Annotated in this window: 14 protein-coding genes; 8 read left to right on the top strand and 6 right to left on the bottom strand. The window is 68.8% G+C overall.

What is annotated here, in order from left to right:
• Positions 1-40: 40 nt before the first annotated feature.
• Positions 41-1,300 (top strand): hypothetical protein, encoded by a 1,260-nt coding sequence (locus tag H4O13_04025; GenBank protein ID MBE5314551.1) that lies wholly within the window; start codon positions 41-43, stop codon positions 1,298-1,300.
• Positions 1,301-1,407: 107 nt separating this feature from the next.
• Here the strand turns inward: H4O13_04025 and H4O13_04020 are convergent, their stop codons facing one another.
• A complete protein-coding gene (locus tag H4O13_04020) occupies positions 1,408-2,325 on the bottom strand; it encodes a 5'-nucleotidase (GenBank protein MBE5314550.1) in 918 nt (305 codons plus the stop codon).
• A 354-nt stretch (positions 2,326-2,679) separates the two neighbouring features.
• Entirely contained in the window at positions 2,680-3,060 is a 381-nt protein-coding gene (locus H4O13_04015) for a cupin domain-containing protein (protein ID MBE5314549.1), read from the bottom strand.
• Between the two features lie 140 nt (positions 3,061-3,200).
• Between H4O13_04015 and H4O13_04010 the strand changes: the two genes are divergently transcribed.
• Complete coding sequence (locus tag H4O13_04010; protein ID MBE5314548.1) at positions 3,201-3,452, top strand: ferrous iron transport protein A; 252 nt, start codon at positions 3,201-3,203, stop codon at positions 3,450-3,452.
• The gene (locus H4O13_04005; protein MBE5314547.1) at positions 3,449-5,296 is read left to right on the top strand and encodes a ferrous iron transporter B; all 1,848 of its coding nucleotides are present in this window, start codon (positions 3,449-3,451) and stop codon (positions 5,294-5,296) included. Before H4O13_04010 ends, H4O13_04005 begins: the two co-directional genes overlap by 4 nt.
• Before the next feature lie 387 nt (positions 5,297-5,683).
• Here the strand turns inward: H4O13_04005 and H4O13_04000 are convergent, their stop codons facing one another.
• The 3 genes from H4O13_04000 to H4O13_03990 all read right to left on the bottom strand — a co-directional run bounded on the left by H4O13_04000 (position 5,684) and on the right by H4O13_03990 (position 9,079).
• Entirely contained in the window at positions 5,684-7,009 is a 1,326-nt protein-coding gene (locus H4O13_04000) for an MFS transporter (GenBank protein MBE5314546.1), read from the bottom strand.
• A 75-nt stretch (positions 7,010-7,084) separates the two neighbouring features.
• Complete coding sequence (locus H4O13_03995) at positions 7,085-7,294, bottom strand: hypothetical protein (protein ID MBE5314545.1); 210 nt, start codon at positions 7,292-7,294, stop codon at positions 7,085-7,087.
• Positions 7,295-7,516: 222 nt separating this feature from the next.
• Positions 7,517-9,079, bottom strand: coding sequence for a wax ester/triacylglycerol synthase family O-acyltransferase (locus H4O13_03990; GenBank protein ID MBE5314544.1), 1,563 nt, complete (start codon positions 9,077-9,079; stop codon positions 7,517-7,519).
• A gap of 136 nt (positions 9,080-9,215) precedes the next feature.
• Between H4O13_03990 and H4O13_03985 the strand changes: the two genes are divergently transcribed.
• The gene (locus tag H4O13_03985) at positions 9,216-10,820 is read left to right on the top strand and encodes an alkaline phosphatase D family protein (protein ID MBE5314543.1); all 1,605 of its coding nucleotides are present in this window, start codon (positions 9,216-9,218) and stop codon (positions 10,818-10,820) included.
• 30 nt (positions 10,821-10,850) lie between these two features.
• Here H4O13_03985 and H4O13_03980 read toward each other — a convergent pair whose 3' ends face one another.
• Positions 10,851-11,576 carry a hypothetical protein gene (locus H4O13_03980; protein MBE5314542.1) on the bottom strand — a complete coding sequence of 242 codons (726 nt, stop codon included), beginning with the start codon at positions 11,574-11,576 and terminating at the stop codon, positions 10,851-10,853.
• A gap of 103 nt (positions 11,577-11,679) precedes the next feature.
• Between H4O13_03980 and H4O13_03975 the strand changes: the two genes are divergently transcribed.
• From H4O13_03975 to nei, 4 genes are all read left to right on the top strand, one after another.
• Positions 11,680-12,936, top strand: a complete 1,257-nt coding sequence (locus H4O13_03975; GenBank protein ID MBE5314541.1) for a patatin-like phospholipase family protein — start codon at positions 11,680-11,682, stop codon at positions 12,934-12,936.
• A gap of 93 nt (positions 12,937-13,029) precedes the next feature.
• Positions 13,030-13,707, top strand: a complete 678-nt coding sequence (locus H4O13_03970; GenBank protein MBE5314540.1) for a phasin family protein — start codon at positions 13,030-13,032, stop codon at positions 13,705-13,707.
• Between the two features lie 351 nt (positions 13,708-14,058).
• Positions 14,059-14,922: a thioredoxin gene (gene trxA, locus H4O13_03965; GenBank protein ID MBE5314539.1), complete on the top strand. Its 864-nt coding sequence runs from the start codon at positions 14,059-14,061 to the stop codon at positions 14,920-14,922.
• Between the two features lie 111 nt (positions 14,923-15,033).
• Entirely contained in the window at positions 15,034-15,852 is an 819-nt protein-coding gene (nei, locus tag H4O13_03960; protein MBE5314538.1) for an endonuclease VIII, read from the top strand.
• The last annotated feature ends 101 nt before the right edge of the window (positions 15,853-15,953 follow it).

The following is a 15,953-nucleotide window of genomic DNA, read 5'->3' as shown; positions in this document are numbered from 1 at the left end:
ATTAAGGCTATGCCCCGCCCCGCCATCGAGCTTGTCCCAGATGTCTACAGCGTCACCTGCACGCCCTGTCGCCAACCTCATCAACCAACACGTTTCGGAGCTCGCCTTCACCTGGCAGCGCCGTCTGCGGGCGTGGAGTGCTCCGAACCACCGCGCCGCCCACCTGCACGAGATCGACAGCCAACTCGACGCCCACCTCGACGGCCTGCAAATCGCAGGCCGTGAGGCACTCGCACCGGCGATGCAGCGCTTCAAGCGCTGGGGCACCGATGAGGAGGCGTTTGCTGCCGCGGCCGTGGTTGGTCTGTGTGCCACCGATGCTGCGGATGAAGCGACGCGTCTGGAACTCGACAGTCTTTTGATCGCAAACCCGCGCTCAGCTGGTGGCGCAGCCGCCGCGCTTTTCTGGATCAGCGAGACCCGCGCCCTGCCCCTGCTGCAGCGCTGGTGGACATCCGATCAGCGTGTGCTATGGCGCGCGGCATTTCCTGCCTGCCTGCCGAACCCGCAGGTGCGTCGACCGCATCTGATTGACGACGCCCTGCTGCGTTCGGATGGTTCCCTGCAGGCCCGCGCGCTGCGCGCCATCGGCGAGTGGCGCATCACTGAGCGCGCTGAGCGTCTGCCTGCGTTCGCCAACGGCGATGACCCGCTGCTGCGTGAGGAAGCGATCTACGCGCTGCGTTTGCTCGGCTACGGCGAGCGCCTGCCGCACTGCCCCGCGCCGACGCTGCTGGATCGCCCGAGCCGCAGACGCTGGCTCAGCGCCTTCGCGCTCACCGCACCCGCTGACAGCGTGCATGCCGCTTTCGACGTGCTCAGCGCCCACAGCCGCGAGCGCGAAGCGCTGTGGCTGGCGATCTGTCGCGCAGATGCCTGGGCGCTGTCCAAGCTTGATGCCGCCCTCGACGGCAAGCTCGCCACGCTGGCCGCCTTCGGCATCGAACAGCTCACCGGCCTCGACCTCGAACGCGACCAGCTTTGGCAGCGGCCGGATACCAACCCCGCTCGGCCCTTATCCAAGCGCTCGCCTGCGGACGAAGGCGAGCATGCGGATGAGCGCCCCACGGCGTCGGCACAGAAGCACGAGCCCAAGGCGCATCTCGAAGACCAAGGCTTGCTCGAACCGCACGTCGAGAAGCTTCGCGCGGCTCTGCGCAATCCGTTGCGGCCTGCGGCCGAACCGCACCTCCAGGGCGAGAGCCTGCCGATGCGACTGTACGCAGCCTCAAAGGCAACGCTGCAAGGCGAAGCCGGCGCCCTGCACCGCGTGCGCGAGCCACTGTTCAAGCTGCTCTGAAGCACCCCGACCGCGCCGTCGACACAAGCGGCGGAAGCACGCCCACCGACGCAGGCAAGCGGGCATCGATACTGCAGGCTTACCGTGCAGCGGTCGGAGGCGGTGCCTCACCCCGGCCGCCCCAGCACCCCGTGCGGTACATGGCCCGTCGCCACATGCTTGCGCGCCGACTCGACGTTGCTGTGGCTGTCGTCGAAGAAGATGTCGGCGCCAAAGGCCTCCAGAAACGGGCCCTTGTCGCGGCCGCCGAGGAACAGGGCCTCATCAAGACGCACACCCCAGTGGCGCAGGGTGAGGATGACGCGCTTGTGCGCGGGCGCCGAGCGCGCGGTGACAAGGGCCGTGCGGATCGGCGAGTTCTCCATCGGGAACGCGCTCTGGATGGCGTGAATCGCTGCCAGCACGCCGCGGAAAGGGCCGCCGGACAGCGGCTGCTCGGCCTGGTCGCGCTCGTTGGCGGCAAACGCCGCCAAGCCCTGCTCGGTGCTGATGCGCTCGCTCTCGTCGCCAAAGATCACCGCATCGCCGTCAAAGGCGATGCGCAGCTGCTCGGAGTCGCGCAGCGAGGCCTTGCTCGGCAGGATGGTGGCAGCCGCCACGCCGGCCTCGAGCGCGCGTGCGACGTCTTCGGCATGCGCCGACAGGAACAGGTGCGCGCCGAAGGGGCGGATGTAGGGGAAGGTCGGCGCGCCGTTGGTGAATGCCGCGCGCACGATCTCCAGGCCGTAGCGCTCGATCGAGTTGAAGATCCGCAGGCCGGTATCGGCCGAGTTGCGGGAAAGCAGGATCACCTCGACCTGCGGCAGACCAGCCTGCGCATGCGCGTTCAGGGCCAGCAGCTTGCGCACCAGCGGAAAGGCGATGCCCGGCTCCAGCGGCTCGTTCTCGCGCACGCGTTGGAACTCTGCGTAAGCGGCGAGGCCCCGCTGCTCGAACAGGCTGTGGCTGTCCTCCAGATCGAACAGCGCGCGCGAGGAAATCGCGACCACGAAGCGGTCGTTGGAAGGCAGGGAAAGATCGGTCATGGCGAAGGTGGCGTGCGCGGCTCGATAGCTCGCCGCAGTATCGCCCATGCGCAGGACACGCATGCGGTCCGGTGATCATTTCGGCTCACCATGGGCGCGCGCTGTCAGCCTGTGCTCTGGGCTCACCGCCAAGAGCGCAGAGTGGTCGGAAGCGCTGACAGCGCGAAGCCGAAGGATGCATCGCCCGGGCCACGTCATGGCGGTTTCCCCACCAAGCCGGGCGCAGGACTGCTGCGCGTGCTGGCTGCCCGCCTGCGCAGGCAAGACGATCAGGGATTCGCGCAACCAAGGGGCCACGTCAGCTGCGCGCTCTGGCAGGCCTCGAGTGTTCAGCCTTGGCAGGGCTGGCCGGACTCATCCGGCCATCGCATCTTCCACGTCCTGATAGGCCTGCGCCTCGAAGCGCGGCGTGCACATCGCGAGGAACACCAGTTCCTCCACGCCGACGCAGGCGATGCGTTGGGCACAGCCCGGGGGTATCACCACCACGGCGCCCGCGCCGATCTCGGCTGCGGCGAGCCCCTCGACCTCCACCCTGCCCCGCCCGGACAGGATCAGATAGCGCTCGGTGGTGCCCTGCAGGCGATGCCAGCGGGTGGTCTGGCCGGGTGCCACACGGGCGCGCGCCACCGACAGCGCGGGATCATCCACACGGTTGTGCCATTCGAGGATGTGGCAGCCCTCGACGAACCAGTACTCCTCGGGCGGCTGCGGGTGGATGCGGGCTGCGGGCATGGCGGCACTCTCGAAGCTTGGGCGGCGCAGCTTGGCATGCGGGAACCCTCGCTGACTGCCCATCGTCGAGGAGCTGCGCGGCCAGCTGACGCAAAGCCCGCCCAGAACCTATAATGCGAACCATTCTCAGGAATGGCGCCATGCATCTCGACCAACTCAGCGCAGGCCAGACCGCGACGGTGCTGGCGGTGGACGACATTCCGGGCACCACGGACATCATCGGCCGACGCCTGCGCGAGCTGGGCTTCGTGCAGGGTGAGCCGGTGCGCCTGCTGACCCGCGGCCCCTTCGGCGCCGAACTTCTGCTGGTGCAGATCGGCTACACCCGCTTCGCCCTGCGCCGCGCAGAAGCTGCGCGCGTGCGGGTGCAGGTCGAGACGGCGGGCGCATGAGCGCCACCACGCTGCAGCTCGCCCTGCTGGGCAATCCCAACTGCGGCAAGACCGCCCTGTTCAACCGTCTGACCGGCAGCCGGCAGAAGGTCGCGAACTACGCGGGCGTGACGGTGGAGCGCAAGGAAGGCCGCTTCTCCACGCCGGCCGGCCGCGAGGTGCGCGTGCTGGACCTGCCCGGCGCCTACAGCCTGGATGCGGCAAGTCTGGACGAGGCCATCACCCGCGAAGTGGTGCTGGGCCAGCGCAGCGATGTCGATGCGCCCGATGTGCTGGTCTGCGTGCTCGACGCCACCAACCTGCGCCTGCACCTGCGCTTCGCGCTGGAGATTCTCGCCCTGCGCCGGCCGACGCTGATCGTGTTGAACCAGATGGATGCGGCCCAGCGGCGCGGCATCCGCATCGACCGCGAGGCGCTGGCCGCCGAACTGGGCGTGCCGGTGCTGGAAACCGTCGCGGTCAAGCGCCACGGTGCGGCCGAGCTGCTGGCCGCGCTGGATGCGCCGCTGCCGACGGGCGCGTCGCGCGAAGTCGAGAGCACTGCCGACCAGCACGCCCGCGTGCGCAGCCTGCTCAAGCGCTGCGTGGTGATGCCCGAGCGCACCGCGCGCATCGACGAGCAGCTCGACCGCGTCCTGCTGCATCCGCTGTACGGCCTGCTGATCCTCGCCGTGGTGATGTTCTGCATCTTCCAGGCGGTGTTCAGCTGGGCCTCGCCGCTCAGCGAAGGCATCGACGCCGGCACTGCTTGGCTGGGCGCGACGGTGGCCGCGGCGCTGCCGGAAGGCCCGCTGGCCAGCCTGCTGGTCGACGGCGTCATTGCGGGCCTGGGCGGCGTGGTGGTGTTCCTGCCGCAGATCCTGATCCTCTTCGCCTTCATCCTGTCGCTGGAGGAATCCGGCTACCTGCCGCGCGCCGCTTTCCTGCTCGACCGGATGATGTCGGCGGCCGGGCTGTCGGGGCGCAGCTTCATTCCGCTGCTGTCGAGCTTTGCCTGCGCCATCCCGGGCATCATGGCGACGCGAAGCATCAGCGATCCGCGCGACCGGCTGGCAACCATTCTCGTGGCGCCCCTGATGACCTGTTCGGCTCGATTGCCGGTCTACGCGCTGCTAATCGCGGCCTTCGTGCCCAATGAATCGGTCGGCGGACTGTTCAATCTGCAGGGCCTGGTGCTGTTCGCGCTGTACCTCGCGGGCATCCTGAGCGCGCTGGCCGTGGCCTGGCTGATGAAGCACTTCAAGCGCGATCAGGGCGAGCATCCGCTGCTGCTGGAGCTGCCCAGCTATCGCCTGCCGCACGTGCGCGACCTCGCCATCGGCCTGTGGGAGCGCGGCATGATCTTCTTGAAGCGCGTCGGCGGAATCATTCTCGCCATGACCGTGCTGCTGTGGTTCCTGCTGAGCTTCCCGGCGCCGCCGGAAGGCGCCACCGGGGCGGCCATCGAGTACAGCCTGGCCGGGCGCATCGGCCACGCGCTGGCCTTCGTGTTCGCGCCGCTGGGCTTTGGCTGGCAGATCTGCATCGCGCTGATCCCGGGTCTGGCTGCACGCGAGGTGGCGGTGTCCTCGCTGGCCACGGTGTATGCGCTGTCGGCGGTTGACGACGAGGCGGCGGCGGCGGCGCTCGAACCGCTGATCGCCAGCGACTGGTCGCTGGCCACCGCGCTGTCCCTGCTGGTCTGGTACATCTACGCGCCGATGTGCCTGTCGACGTTGGCGACGATCAAGCGCGAGACCAACTCCTGGAAGCAGATGGGCTTCGCCGCCTTCTACCTGTTCGCGCTGGCCTATGTGATGGCGCTGCTGACCTACCAGGCCGCCGTGGCGCTGGGAGCGGGCTGATGGCTCTGCACTGGCAGTGGACGCTGATCGCGCTGGCGCTGGGCCTGAGCCTGTGGCGACTGACTCGGCCGATTCGGCAGCGGGCGCGCTTGCGCTGCTCGACGGAGTCCGCTGTCGAGCGCGCGCCGTCCGCATGCGGCGGGTGCACGGGCTGCGAGATCGGGCGTCGACGCGCAGGGGCGGCGAAGTAGCGCGCCCCTCTCGACGCGGCATCGATGCGTGTCAGCCGGAGCCGCGCGATGGCCGCGGAATGTCGTGGCTTGGGTCCACGCCTGGTGGAATTGAGGCCCTGGTGGGTCAAGACCCACCCTATGGACCGCGATGTTTGGTCGTCGGGCACCAGAGTGCGTGCGCTGGATTCGAGGCTGTGGTGGGTCGAGACCCACCCTATGCGAGGTCGCGCGCGGCGCGGCCGCGCTCGATGTCGATGCCGAGGAGGATCGCAAGGCCCGCGATGAAGAACAGCGCGGTGCACAGCATGGCGGTGCGGTGGTCGCCGCCGCTGATCCAGCTGACGGCGCCGTAGGACAGAGGGCCGAGAATGCTGGCGAGCTTCACCGCCAGCCCCCAGAGGCCGAAGATCTCGGCTTCGCGCGCGGGCGGACACAGCACGCCGACCAGCGCGCGGCCCACGCTCTGCGACGCGCCCATGCACAGCCCGGCGACGTTCGCGGCGGCCCAGACCACGCTGCGCGACTCCGAAAACCAGAACAGGCCGATCGCCAGCAGCCAGCCCAGCAGCGACAGCGCCAGCAGCGGCTTGTGGCCGACACGATCCTGCAGCCAGCCGAACAGAAAGGCGCCGGCCGCCGCGGTGACGTTGACCACCAGGATCAGCTGGATGCTCTCCGCGGTGGTGAAGCCCAGGGCCTGGGTGGTGAAGATCGCGGCGATCGCGATCACCGTCGCCACGCCGGCCTGGTAGAACACGATGCAGGCCAGCAGCCGACGCAGATCGGTCAGCCCGGCGCTGCCAAGCAGCGATTCGCGCACGCGTGAGAACGCAGTCGCCAGCAGCGCGCCGCCGGGCGGCAAGGGCTGCGGCCGCGCGCGCTCGCGCAGCAGCAGCAGAGTCGGCAATGCAGCCAAGGCAAACGCCAAGGCGGTGAACAGCATCGACTGCTGCACGGCCGCGACGGTGTCCGAGCCGCGCGCGTCCGCGGAAGTGATCCACCACAGGCAGACCGCGAGGATCGCCAGCCCGCCGAGATAGCCCACCGCCCAGCCGTAGCCCGAAAGTCGGCCCATCGCCTCCTCGCGCGCCAGCTCGGGCAGGAAGGCGGCGATCACGTTCTCGCCGGTGCCATAGACGGTGTTTGTGAGCACGATCAGCACCAGCGCCAGCACCACGCTGCCGGGCCCGGTCCAGGCCAGGGCGGCTGTGCCCAGCACGCAGAGCCCCGTCGTCCACCACAGCAGCGAGCGCTTGCCGGCGCGCAGATCGGCCCAGGCGCCCAGCACCGGCGCGCTGATCAGGATCAGCGCGTAGGACAGCGACAGCGCCGCCGTCCACGCGAAGGTCGCCCATTCCGCGTCACCGGCCACCGTGGCGACGAAGTAGGCGCTGAACACCGCGGTGATGACCACCGTGGTGTACCCGGAGTTGGCGAAGTCGAACATCATCCAGGCCCACAGCTCGCGTCGCCGCACCGCCGGCGTGGGCGGCGTATGCGGACGACGGATGCGCAGGCGCTCGGGGGCTGTGGCGTGCATAGTCTGTCCGGACATGGGTTCAGAGCGCTTTATGCCTGAAGCCCGCGCCCGCGTCTGCAGTGCGCCGTTGCGCGCTCAGCCCGCGAAGCCGTGGGTGAACAGCAAGCTATCGACCGGCCGCTCGAAGGCGCCGATGTCCAGCGCGCCAGCAACCGGCCGAGCAAGCCCCGTCGACTGCACCGCAGCCGCCGGATGGAAGCTCGGCGGAAACAGCAGCGCGCTGATCTCGAAGCCGCTGGCGGTAGCCGCAGCGCCCGCGGCGTAAAGCGGCAGCGAACCGGGCACTGGGCGCAAGTCCTTGCTGGCCGCGTTGAGCAAGCCGGCTCCGAGCCGCTGAGGCTGTCGACCCAACCCGTCGGCACGAAGGTGGTGCCGGCATCGAACCTGTTGCGGCTGCTGCGGATGCGCGAGACGCCGCCCATCCACACAGCCTGGACCTCGCGGATGAGGAACAGAGCGAAGCCGCCCTCGCGCAGGAACACGTTATGCGCGGTAGCTCGGGCAGGCTCAGGCGCCCGCGAGCTTCTTGCTGCTGCGCGGCGCCTTGCGGGTCTTGGAGGGCGTCGCGCGGGTGAAGCTCTCGGGCGACTGCAGGCAGCGGCGCAGGGTGTCTTCGGCGTCTTCGGGGCGGATGGGGGCGGTCCAGTCTTCCAGCAGAGTCGCCAGCAGCATCTTCTCGAACTCCGGCGCAAAGCGGTCGATGACCTCCTGCGGTCGGGCGATGCACTTGGCGTCGCTGATCAGGCCGAAGTGCACGCGGTCGTTGTAGCTGAGGATGCTGATGCCGACACCGATACTGCCCGTCTGCGGCACCCAGAACATCATGTCGCCGACTTCCGAGCCCGCCATGTACAGCGGCATCTGCGGCCCCGGCACATTGGTCGCCACCGCCGTGCCCTTCTTGCTGAAGAGCTCAAGCGCCAGCTTCTGCACCGCCGGCGGCGCCATGCCGAGCGCGGCCAGCACGCCGAAGGTCATGATCGCCTGCCGCGAGGACTTGATCTCACGCATGTTGTCGGCGACATGCTGCAGCCGGCGCAGCGGGTTCGACTCGTGGATCGGCAGGTCGAGGAAGACCAGGCCGAAATGGTTGCCGAGCTTCTTGGCGTGTTCCAGCGGCCGCAGGTTCACCGGCACGGTGGCGCGGATACCGCAGCCATTCGGATCGAAGCCGCTCTCCAGAAGATAGGCGCGCAGGGCGCCGGCGACCGCAGCCAGCAGTACATCGTTGACCGTACAGCCCAGCGCGCGGGCGATTGTCTTGACCTCCTGCAGCGGCAGCGGCTCGGCCCAGGCGCAGCGCTTGCTCACCCCCAGCCCCGCCTTGAGCGGGGTGTCGGGATCATCCGGCAGCAGCAGCACGTGGCCGAGCTCGCGGGCGATCTCGCCGCCTTCCTTCGCAAGCACTGCGGCGAGGCCAGGGTCGCGATACATCTCAAGGCTCTTCTCCATCATCTTGCCGCCCATCTTCATGGCGCGGTCAAACTGCTGGAAAGCGGGATCGAAGAAGCGCTTGGTGACCTTCTCGCCGTCGTCCTTCAGCCAGGCGCGCGGCAGGTCGGCGCCGGGCTTGGGCTCGCGACTGACGTCGGTGAGCGAAAGCAGCACCTGCACCAGTGCGATGCCGTCGGCGTAGCAGTGGTGGACGCGGGCGATCAGCGCGCTGCCGCCGCCGTAGGTCTCGACCAGGTGGAACTGCCAAAGCGGTTTGGAGTGATCAAGCGCAGTCGAAGCGAGCAGGCTGACGAGGTTCTCCAGCGCGGCTTGGTCGGCCTGTCCCGGCAGCGCGGTCAGCCGCACATGCCAGTCGAGATCGAAGTCCTCATCGTCCTCCCAGTGCGCGCCGGTGGCGGCGTCCACGGCCTTCTGACGGAAGCGCGGGAAGGCAAGAAAGCGCTCGCGGATCAGCGTCTTCAGCGCGGCGAGTTCAAGCCGCTCGGCGAACATCAGCACACCGGTGATCATCATCAGATTCGTCGGCCGCTCCATGCGCAGCCAGGCGGTGTCGACCTTCGACATGGCCTCGCGCTTGGGCGCGCCGCGCGCTGTCTTCGCAGCTGTGTTTGGCATGAGCGTCTCCCTTCCCGTCGGCCGATGGTGCAGATCGCCCGCGGAAGCGTCAATGCAAGCGGCACGGCAGGACGGTATCGCCTGTCATCGGGCTTTGGCAGGCTAGACGGCCCTGTCCCAATCCCGATCGACAGCCATGACCCACTCGAACCGCTCCGCCCGACTCGATGCCCTGCTGCGCTCCGGCCGCCTCAGCCGTCGCGACCTGCTTGCCGCCGCGGCGGGCCTGGGCCTGGTCGGTCTGCTCGGGGCCGGCGAAACCCGCGCCCAACAGGCGCCGCGGTTTGTGGCCGATCCTTTCCAGCTCGGCGTCGCCTCAGGCTATCCCACGGCCGATGGCTTCAGCCTGTGGACGCGGCTGGCGCCCGCGCCGCTGCAGCCCGATGGCGGCATCGAACGCGACGCGCTGATCGCGGTGCAGTGGCAGGTCGCCGAGGACGAGCGCTTTGCCAAGGTGGTGGCCGAAGGCGGCGTTCGCGCGGTGCACGAACTCGCCTACAGCGTGCACGTTGACGTCGTCGGCCTGCGCCCGGATCGCGTGTACTTCTACCGCTTCATCGCCGGCCATGCCGTGAGCCGCATCGGCCGCACGCGCACGGCGCCGGCGGTGGATGCGCTGCCGCGCGCGCTGAAGTTCGCGTTCTCGTCCTGCCAGCACTACGAGCAGGGCTACTTCAACGGCTACGCCCAGCTGCTGCGCGATGCGCCGGACCTGATGCTGTTTCTGGGCGACTACATCTACGAGAACAGCTGGGGCGATGATCTGGTGCGGCGGCACATGGGAAGCGAGCCCTACACGCTCGACGAGTACCGCGTGCGCCACGCCCAGTACAAGACCGACCCCGATCTGCAGGATGCCCACGCCGGCCTGCCCTGGCTGGTGACCTGGGACGATCACGAGGTCGACAATGACCCCGCCGCGGATGAGAGCGAGCACGCCGACCCGCGCTTCCTGGTGCGCCGCGCCGCGGCCTACCAGGCCTACTACGAGCACATGCCGCTGCCGCGCCGGATGCGGCCGCGCGTGGACGGCTCGATGCCCATCCACACCCGCGTTGACTACGGCCAGCTCGCGCGCTTCTTCGTGCTCGACGACCGCCAGTACCGCAGCGCCATGGCCTGCCCGGATCCCTCGAAGCGCGGTGGCTCGACGATCCTTGATGCCGCCACCTGCGCGGCGATCGAGGATCCGCAGCGGAGCCTGCTGGGCCGCGAACAGGAGGCTTGGCTGTACCGCGAGCTCGAGTCCTCGGAGGCGCGCTGGAACGTGGTCGCCCAGCAAACACTGCTCGCGCCCATGGACAATCAGGCGGGGCCCGGTCGCACCATCTGGACCGACGGCTGGGATGGCTATCCGCACAGCCAGCGCGCTCTGATTGAAGCGCTGGCGCGGCCCGGCCTGTCGAATCCACTGGTGATCGGCGGCGACATGCACGCCAACATCATCGCCAACGTCCAGGCCGATCCCTCGGGCAAGGCACGCACCGTCGCGGCGGAGGTCTGTGGCACATCGATGGCCTCGCAGGGCTGGCCGCAGTCCGAGTACGACGCCCTGCGCGCTGACAACCCGCAGCTGCTGCGCCTGAACAGTGAGGAGCGCGGCTACGTGCTGATCGAGATCGGCCGCGATGCCGACGTGCAGCTGCGTGCGCCGGAGACGGTCAAGCAGCGCCACAGCACGGTGCGCACCGTCGGGCGCTACCGGGTGGAGGACGGCGTGCGGGGCATCCAGCGGGCCTGATCGCGGGGCCTGCGTGGCCGGGCATCGAGGTCACGACGGCGGCGCGAACGGCTGCGGATGTCCGGCGAAGAGGCGCCGGCTCGCCTCGCGCTCCTGCCGCTCGATCGTGGCGAGGAACTCGTCGGCGCCGCCCAGCTTGGCAAAAGCGGCGAAGCCGCGCTCCAGAAACTGCTGCAGCTCCCACAGGCCGGCAGCACGCGCCGGCAGCCGCGAGAGCTTCAGCACCCGACCCAGCATCGGATGGCGCACGGCCTCGTCCAGCGATTGCCCGACCTCGACGATCAAGTCGATCTGACGCGCGCGCAGGCGGGGAAGGCCGCAGTCGCGATAGACCTGCGCATAGAGGGCTTCATCGAAGACTCGCGGGCGCTCACCGTAGCCACGGACGAGGCAGTCGACCATACGGAGATCAAAGGCGTGGCTGAGCGCGCCCAGCTCGATGGCATCGGCCGCGGTGCGCAGGAAGTCGTCCGGCAACAGGCGGATCAGGCGCGGGACGATGCGCGCCACCGCCGAGTCGCGACCGCTGACATCCTGGTCGCCGTAGAGATCGCTGAGAAAGAACTCGGCCGCAGCGCGCCTATCCGGGCGCTTCAGGAAGGCCGCGAAACTGGCCTTCAGCCGCTGCGCCTGCCAGCGCTGCAGGGCCGGCAGCCAGGGCGAGCGGTTGCGTGGCTCGGTATCGAAACTGCGCAGACGCTGATTGGCGGCAATCAGCCGGGCCAGACGGCGGGCGGTGGGATGGTGGGCGTGCATTCGACTTTGGTCGCATAAATCGCCCTGCGTCTGCTGGGCTGCAGGGGCGGAAACCGATATCAGCGTCTACACTCGCTGGCTTGACTCCTGCATACCCTAGCGCATGCTCTCGATCCAGACCGCCAGCGCCCCACTCCGCCGCAAGCCTCGCATCGGTCTCGCCGTCGCCGGCGGCGGCCCGATTGGCGGCATGTACGAGCTCGGCGCTCTGCGCGCCCTCGACGAGGCCATCGAAGGCCTCGACCTGACCCGGCTGGAGATCTACGTCGGCGTCAGCTCAGGCGCCTTTCTCGCCGCCTCGCTGGCCAACCGCATGGACACCGCCACCATGTGCCGGATCTTCCTGACCGGCGAAAGCGGTGACGTGCGCTTCCGGCCCGAGACCTTTCTGCGCCCCGCCGTGTTCGAGTACGCCCGCCGCGTGGTGGGGCTGCCGCGGCTGCTGCTCGACTTCTGGCGCAATGCCTTGCTGCATCCTGGCGAATTGGGGATTGGCGATCTGCTGGGTCGGTTCGGAGGATTGATCCCCAACGGCCTGTTCGACAACAGCGGCATCGAGCACTTCCTGCGCGACGCTTTCACCCGTCGCGGCCGCAGCAACGACTTCCGCGAGCTCAAGCGCAAGCTGAGGGTGATCGCGGTCGACCTCGACAGCGGCGAGACCGTGCGCTTCGGCAGCGCCGGTTGGGACGACGTGCCGATCTCGGTCGCCGTGCAAGCCAGCGCTGCCCTGCCCGGCCTCTACCCGCCGGTGCAGCTGCACGGACGGCACCTGGTCGACGGCGCCCTGCGCCGCACCATGCACGGCTCGGTCGCGCTCGACGAGGACATCGACCTGCTGATCGGTCTGAACCCGCTGGTGCCCTACGACGGCAACGCTGCTCAGGGCGCTGGCGGCGAGCGACGGTCCTCGGTGACCGAGGGCGGACTGCCGATGGTGCTCTCGCAAACCTTCCGCACGCTGCTGCAGTCGCGCATGCAGGTGGGCCTCGCGAAGTACGCACAGCAGTACAGCCACAGCGATCAGCTGATTTTTGAGCCGAACCACGACGACGCCGAGGTGTTCTTCACCAACGCCTTCAGCTACGCCTCGCGCCAGCGCGTCTGTGAGCACGCCTACCGCGTCACGCTGCGCGACTTGGGCCGACACCGCGAGGCGCTGCGGCCGATGCTTGCGCGTTTGGGGCTGCGCCTGCGCGAGGATCTGCTGGATGCGAAGTCGCCCTCGCTGATGCAGGGCATTCGGCAGGCCTATCGGCCGCATACCGCGACTACGGCGCGACTGTCGCGCGCGCTGGATGAAGTCGAGGAGCTGATCGAGAACCGGGTGGACAGCCCTTCGAGGCGCCGCCGACGCTGAACGCGCACAGCGTGGTGATCGCATAGTGTGATTATTCTAGGTGGCGTCGGCACGATGCGACGTGTTCGCCCCCTTCACTGCGAGAGATCTGACATGGCCAAGTTCAAGAAAGCCGCGGCTGCCAAGCCTGCCGCGAAGCCCGCCGCCAAGGCCGCCAAATCCGCCGCCAGGAAGGCCGCTCCGAAGTCGCCGGTCGCCGCGCTCGGCGGCAAGGCTGAAACGCTGTCGCGCTCGATCATGGAATCCGCGCAGGGCATCTGGCTCGCTGGCATGGGCGCCTTCAACCGCGCGCAGGAAGAGGGCTCGCGCCTGTTCGAGAACCTCGTCAAGGAAGGTTCGAGCATCGAACAGAAGACCCGCAAGCTCGCCACGGGTCGCGTCGACGCCGTGCGTGATGCCGTCGAGAACCGGGTCGAGCAGGTGCGCGATCGCGCCACCGACACCTGGGACAAGCTGGAGAAGATCTTCGAGGAGCGCGTGCAGCGCGCTCTGAACCGCCTGGGCGTGCCGGGCCACGAGGACCTGGGACACCTGGCCAAGCGCGTCGACGCGCTCACCGCCGAACTGAAGAAGCTGGGCGGCGAGCCCAAGGCGGCGGCCCGCAAGCCTGCGGCCAAAGCTGCCAAGCCCGCCGCGAAGGTCGCGAAGCCGGCCGCGAAGTCTGCCGCTGCGCCGGTCGCCAAGCCCGCCGCCAAGAAGGCCGTCAAGGCGCCCAAGGTGAAGGCCGCCGCCAAGACTGAATCCGCCGAGGCGCCCGCCGCCAGCGAGTAACCGCTTCCGCTTGCGTCCAACAGGACGCGCGCCCGCCGGAACACCGGCGGGCGATTGGTAGAACCCGCCGCCCCAACAGGTGTTGCCGCAGATCCCTCCCCTGCAGCCACCGGGCCGGCGGGTTTTTTTTGGCTCGGGATTCGGGATTCGGGATTCGGGATTCGGGATTCGGGATTCGGGATTCGAAAGCTTGATGCGGGCGACGCTGTTCCGCTTGGCGTCATCCGGGCGACTCTCATGTGCGCATCGACGATGCCTCTGCGCGCCCTCTTGCAAAGCGCGCGAGTAGACCGCACACAGGCAGGCTGCGGTTACGATGCCGCGCCCTTCCAGCCGAGAGCGGAGTCCACCATGAGCGACAGCGTCTTCAGTTTCGATGCCACCACCGCTGCTTTCGAGCAGGACGTCATCCTGCGTTCGAAGGAGGTGCCGGTGCTGGTCGATTTCTGGGCGACCTGGTGCGGCCCCTGCAAACAGGTCAAGCCGATCCTTGAGAAGCTCGCGGCCGAGTACAACGGCGGCTTCCTGCTGGCCAAGGTCGATGTCGACAAGGAGCAGCAGCTCGCGGCGATGGTCGGCATCCGTTCGGTGCCAACGATCCTGCTGCTCAAGGACGGCCAGATCGTCGACGGCTTCCCCGGCGCCCTGCCCGAGGCGCAGCTGCGCGCCTTCCTCGCCCAGCACGGCGTGCAGCCCCGCGAAGCAGCGGACGAAGAGGCCGTTGTCGCTGAAGCCGAAGAGCTGCTGCCGCAGGAGCGCGTCGATCAGCTGCGCGCGCAGATCGAGGCCGAGCCCGAGCGTGCCGAGCTGAAGCTCGACCTCGCCTTGGCCCTGCTCACCACTGGCGACAGCGCAGAGGCCGAAGCCCTGCTGGATGCCCTGCCCGCCAACCTCGCCACCGACGAGCGCGCCAAGCGCGGACGCGCCCGTCTGGGTTTCGCCCGCCTGCTGAGCGGCGCACCCGCGCCGATCGCTCTGCAGGCGAGACTCGCCGCCAACCCTGACGATCTCGAAGCCCTGCACTTGCTCGGCGTGCATCACATCGTCGCCGGCGACAGCGCTGCGGGTTTCGACGCCCTGCTGGAGCTGCTGAAACGCGATCGCAGCTGGCGCGAGGGCCAGCCACGCAAGAGCCTGATCGAGGCCTTCAGCCTGGTCGAGGACGAGGATCTGGTCGGTCGCTCACGGCGCCGCATGGCCTCGCTGCTGTTCTGAGCCGGGATTCGGGATTCGGGGCTGCGCATCGCGTTTGGCAAGAGTCGCGCAAGCGCCGGGCGGGCCTGCGCTTCACGCCCTCGGCAACCCCGCATCGGCAGACTGCGCGGCATGCCTGAAGGTCCCGAGATCCGCCGCGCCGCCGATCAGCTCGCTCATGCTGTCGCCGGGCAGGTGCTGAGCGATGTGTGGTTCGCGTTCCCCGCACTTGCCGCCCAGGCCGATGCCCTGGTCGGCAGGCGCGTGCTGGCCATCGAGCCGCATGGCAAAGCGCTGCTCACCCACTTCGAGAACGGGCTGAGCCTCTACACCCATAACCAGCTGTATGGCGTGTGGAAAGTCGCTTCACCGGGACGCTGGCCCGAAACCTCACGCAGCCTGCGGGTCGCGCTTTCGACCGCGAAGAAGTCGATCCTGCTCTACTCGGCTTCGGACATCGAGCTTTGGCCAACGCAGCGCCTGCCCGAGCATCCCTTTCTCGCCAAGCTCGGCCCCGATGTGCTTGATCCCCGGCTGGACGCAGAAACCGTTGCCGCGCGGCTTGAGCTGCCGCGCTTCCGCGGCCGCAGCCTGACCGCGCTGCTCTTGGACCAAGGCTTCCTGGCCGGCATGGGCAACTACCTGCGCTCCGAGGTGCTGTTCGAAGCGGCGATTGCACCGCAGCGTCGACCGCGGGATCTCGCGCCCCCCGAGCTGCGGGCATTGGCGAAAGCGCTGCTGGCGGTTCCGCGGCGCAGCTACGCGACGCGCGGTGTGTCGCGACGCGGAAGCAGCCGCCTGCGTGCGGATCTGCAGGTCGATCATGGCGATGCCTTCCGCTTCCGCGTGTTCGACCGCGCCGGCGAAGCCTGCGAAGCCTGCGGCGGCACCGTGCAGCGCGAGGAATTGGGGGGTCGGCGCCTGTACTGGTGCAGTCGCTGCCAAACCTGAGGGTTCGCGGCACGCACGCAGCGCGCGCCCCGGATCACGCTCGGGCCCCACCGGGCTCAAGCGGAGGGGCTATGCTTGCGCCCCCGCCGAGTACGCTGATC

This window comes from Lysobacterales bacterium (assembly GCA_014946745.1).
GTDB lineage: Bacteria > Pseudomonadota > Gammaproteobacteria > Xanthomonadales > Xanthomonadaceae > Aquimonas.
Note: the sequence above shows the minus strand (reverse complement) of the source record. Positions and strands in the feature narration are given on the sequence as shown.

Excerpts from the sequence above, each read along its gene's own strand:
- H4O13_04025 (MBE5314551.1), top strand. The coding sequence starts at position 41 with ATGTCTACAGCGTCACCTGCACGCCCTGTCGCCAACCTCATCAACCAA.
- H4O13_04020 (MBE5314550.1), bottom strand. The coding sequence starts at position 2,325 with ATGACCGATCTTTCCCTGCCTTCCAACGACCGCTTCGTGGTCGCGATT.
- H4O13_04015 (MBE5314549.1), bottom strand. The coding sequence starts at position 3,060 with ATGCCCGCAGCCCGCATCCACCCGCAGCCGCCCGAGGAGTACTGGTTC.
- H4O13_04010 (MBE5314548.1), top strand. The coding sequence starts at position 3,201 with ATGCATCTCGACCAACTCAGCGCAGGCCAGACCGCGACGGTGCTGGCG.
- H4O13_04005 (MBE5314547.1), top strand. The coding sequence starts at position 3,449 with ATGAGCGCCACCACGCTGCAGCTCGCCCTGCTGGGCAATCCCAACTGC.
- H4O13_04000 (MBE5314546.1), bottom strand. The coding sequence starts at position 7,009 with ATGCACGCCACAGCCCCCGAGCGCCTGCGCATCCGTCGTCCGCATACG.
- H4O13_03990 (MBE5314544.1), bottom strand. The coding sequence starts at position 9,079 with ATGCCAAACACAGCTGCGAAGACAGCGCGCGGCGCGCCCAAGCGCGAG.
- H4O13_03985 (MBE5314543.1), top strand. The coding sequence starts at position 9,216 with ATGACCCACTCGAACCGCTCCGCCCGACTCGATGCCCTGCTGCGCTCC.
- H4O13_03980 (MBE5314542.1), bottom strand. The coding sequence starts at position 11,576 with ATGCACGCCCACCATCCCACCGCCCGCCGTCTGGCCCGGCTGATTGCC.
- H4O13_03975 (MBE5314541.1), top strand. The coding sequence starts at position 11,680 with ATGCTCTCGATCCAGACCGCCAGCGCCCCACTCCGCCGCAAGCCTCGC.
- H4O13_03970 (MBE5314540.1), top strand. The coding sequence starts at position 13,030 with ATGGCCAAGTTCAAGAAAGCCGCGGCTGCCAAGCCTGCCGCGAAGCCC.
- trxA (MBE5314539.1), top strand. The coding sequence starts at position 14,059 with ATGAGCGACAGCGTCTTCAGTTTCGATGCCACCACCGCTGCTTTCGAG.
- nei (MBE5314538.1), top strand. The coding sequence starts at position 15,034 with ATGCCTGAAGGTCCCGAGATCCGCCGCGCCGCCGATCAGCTCGCTCAT.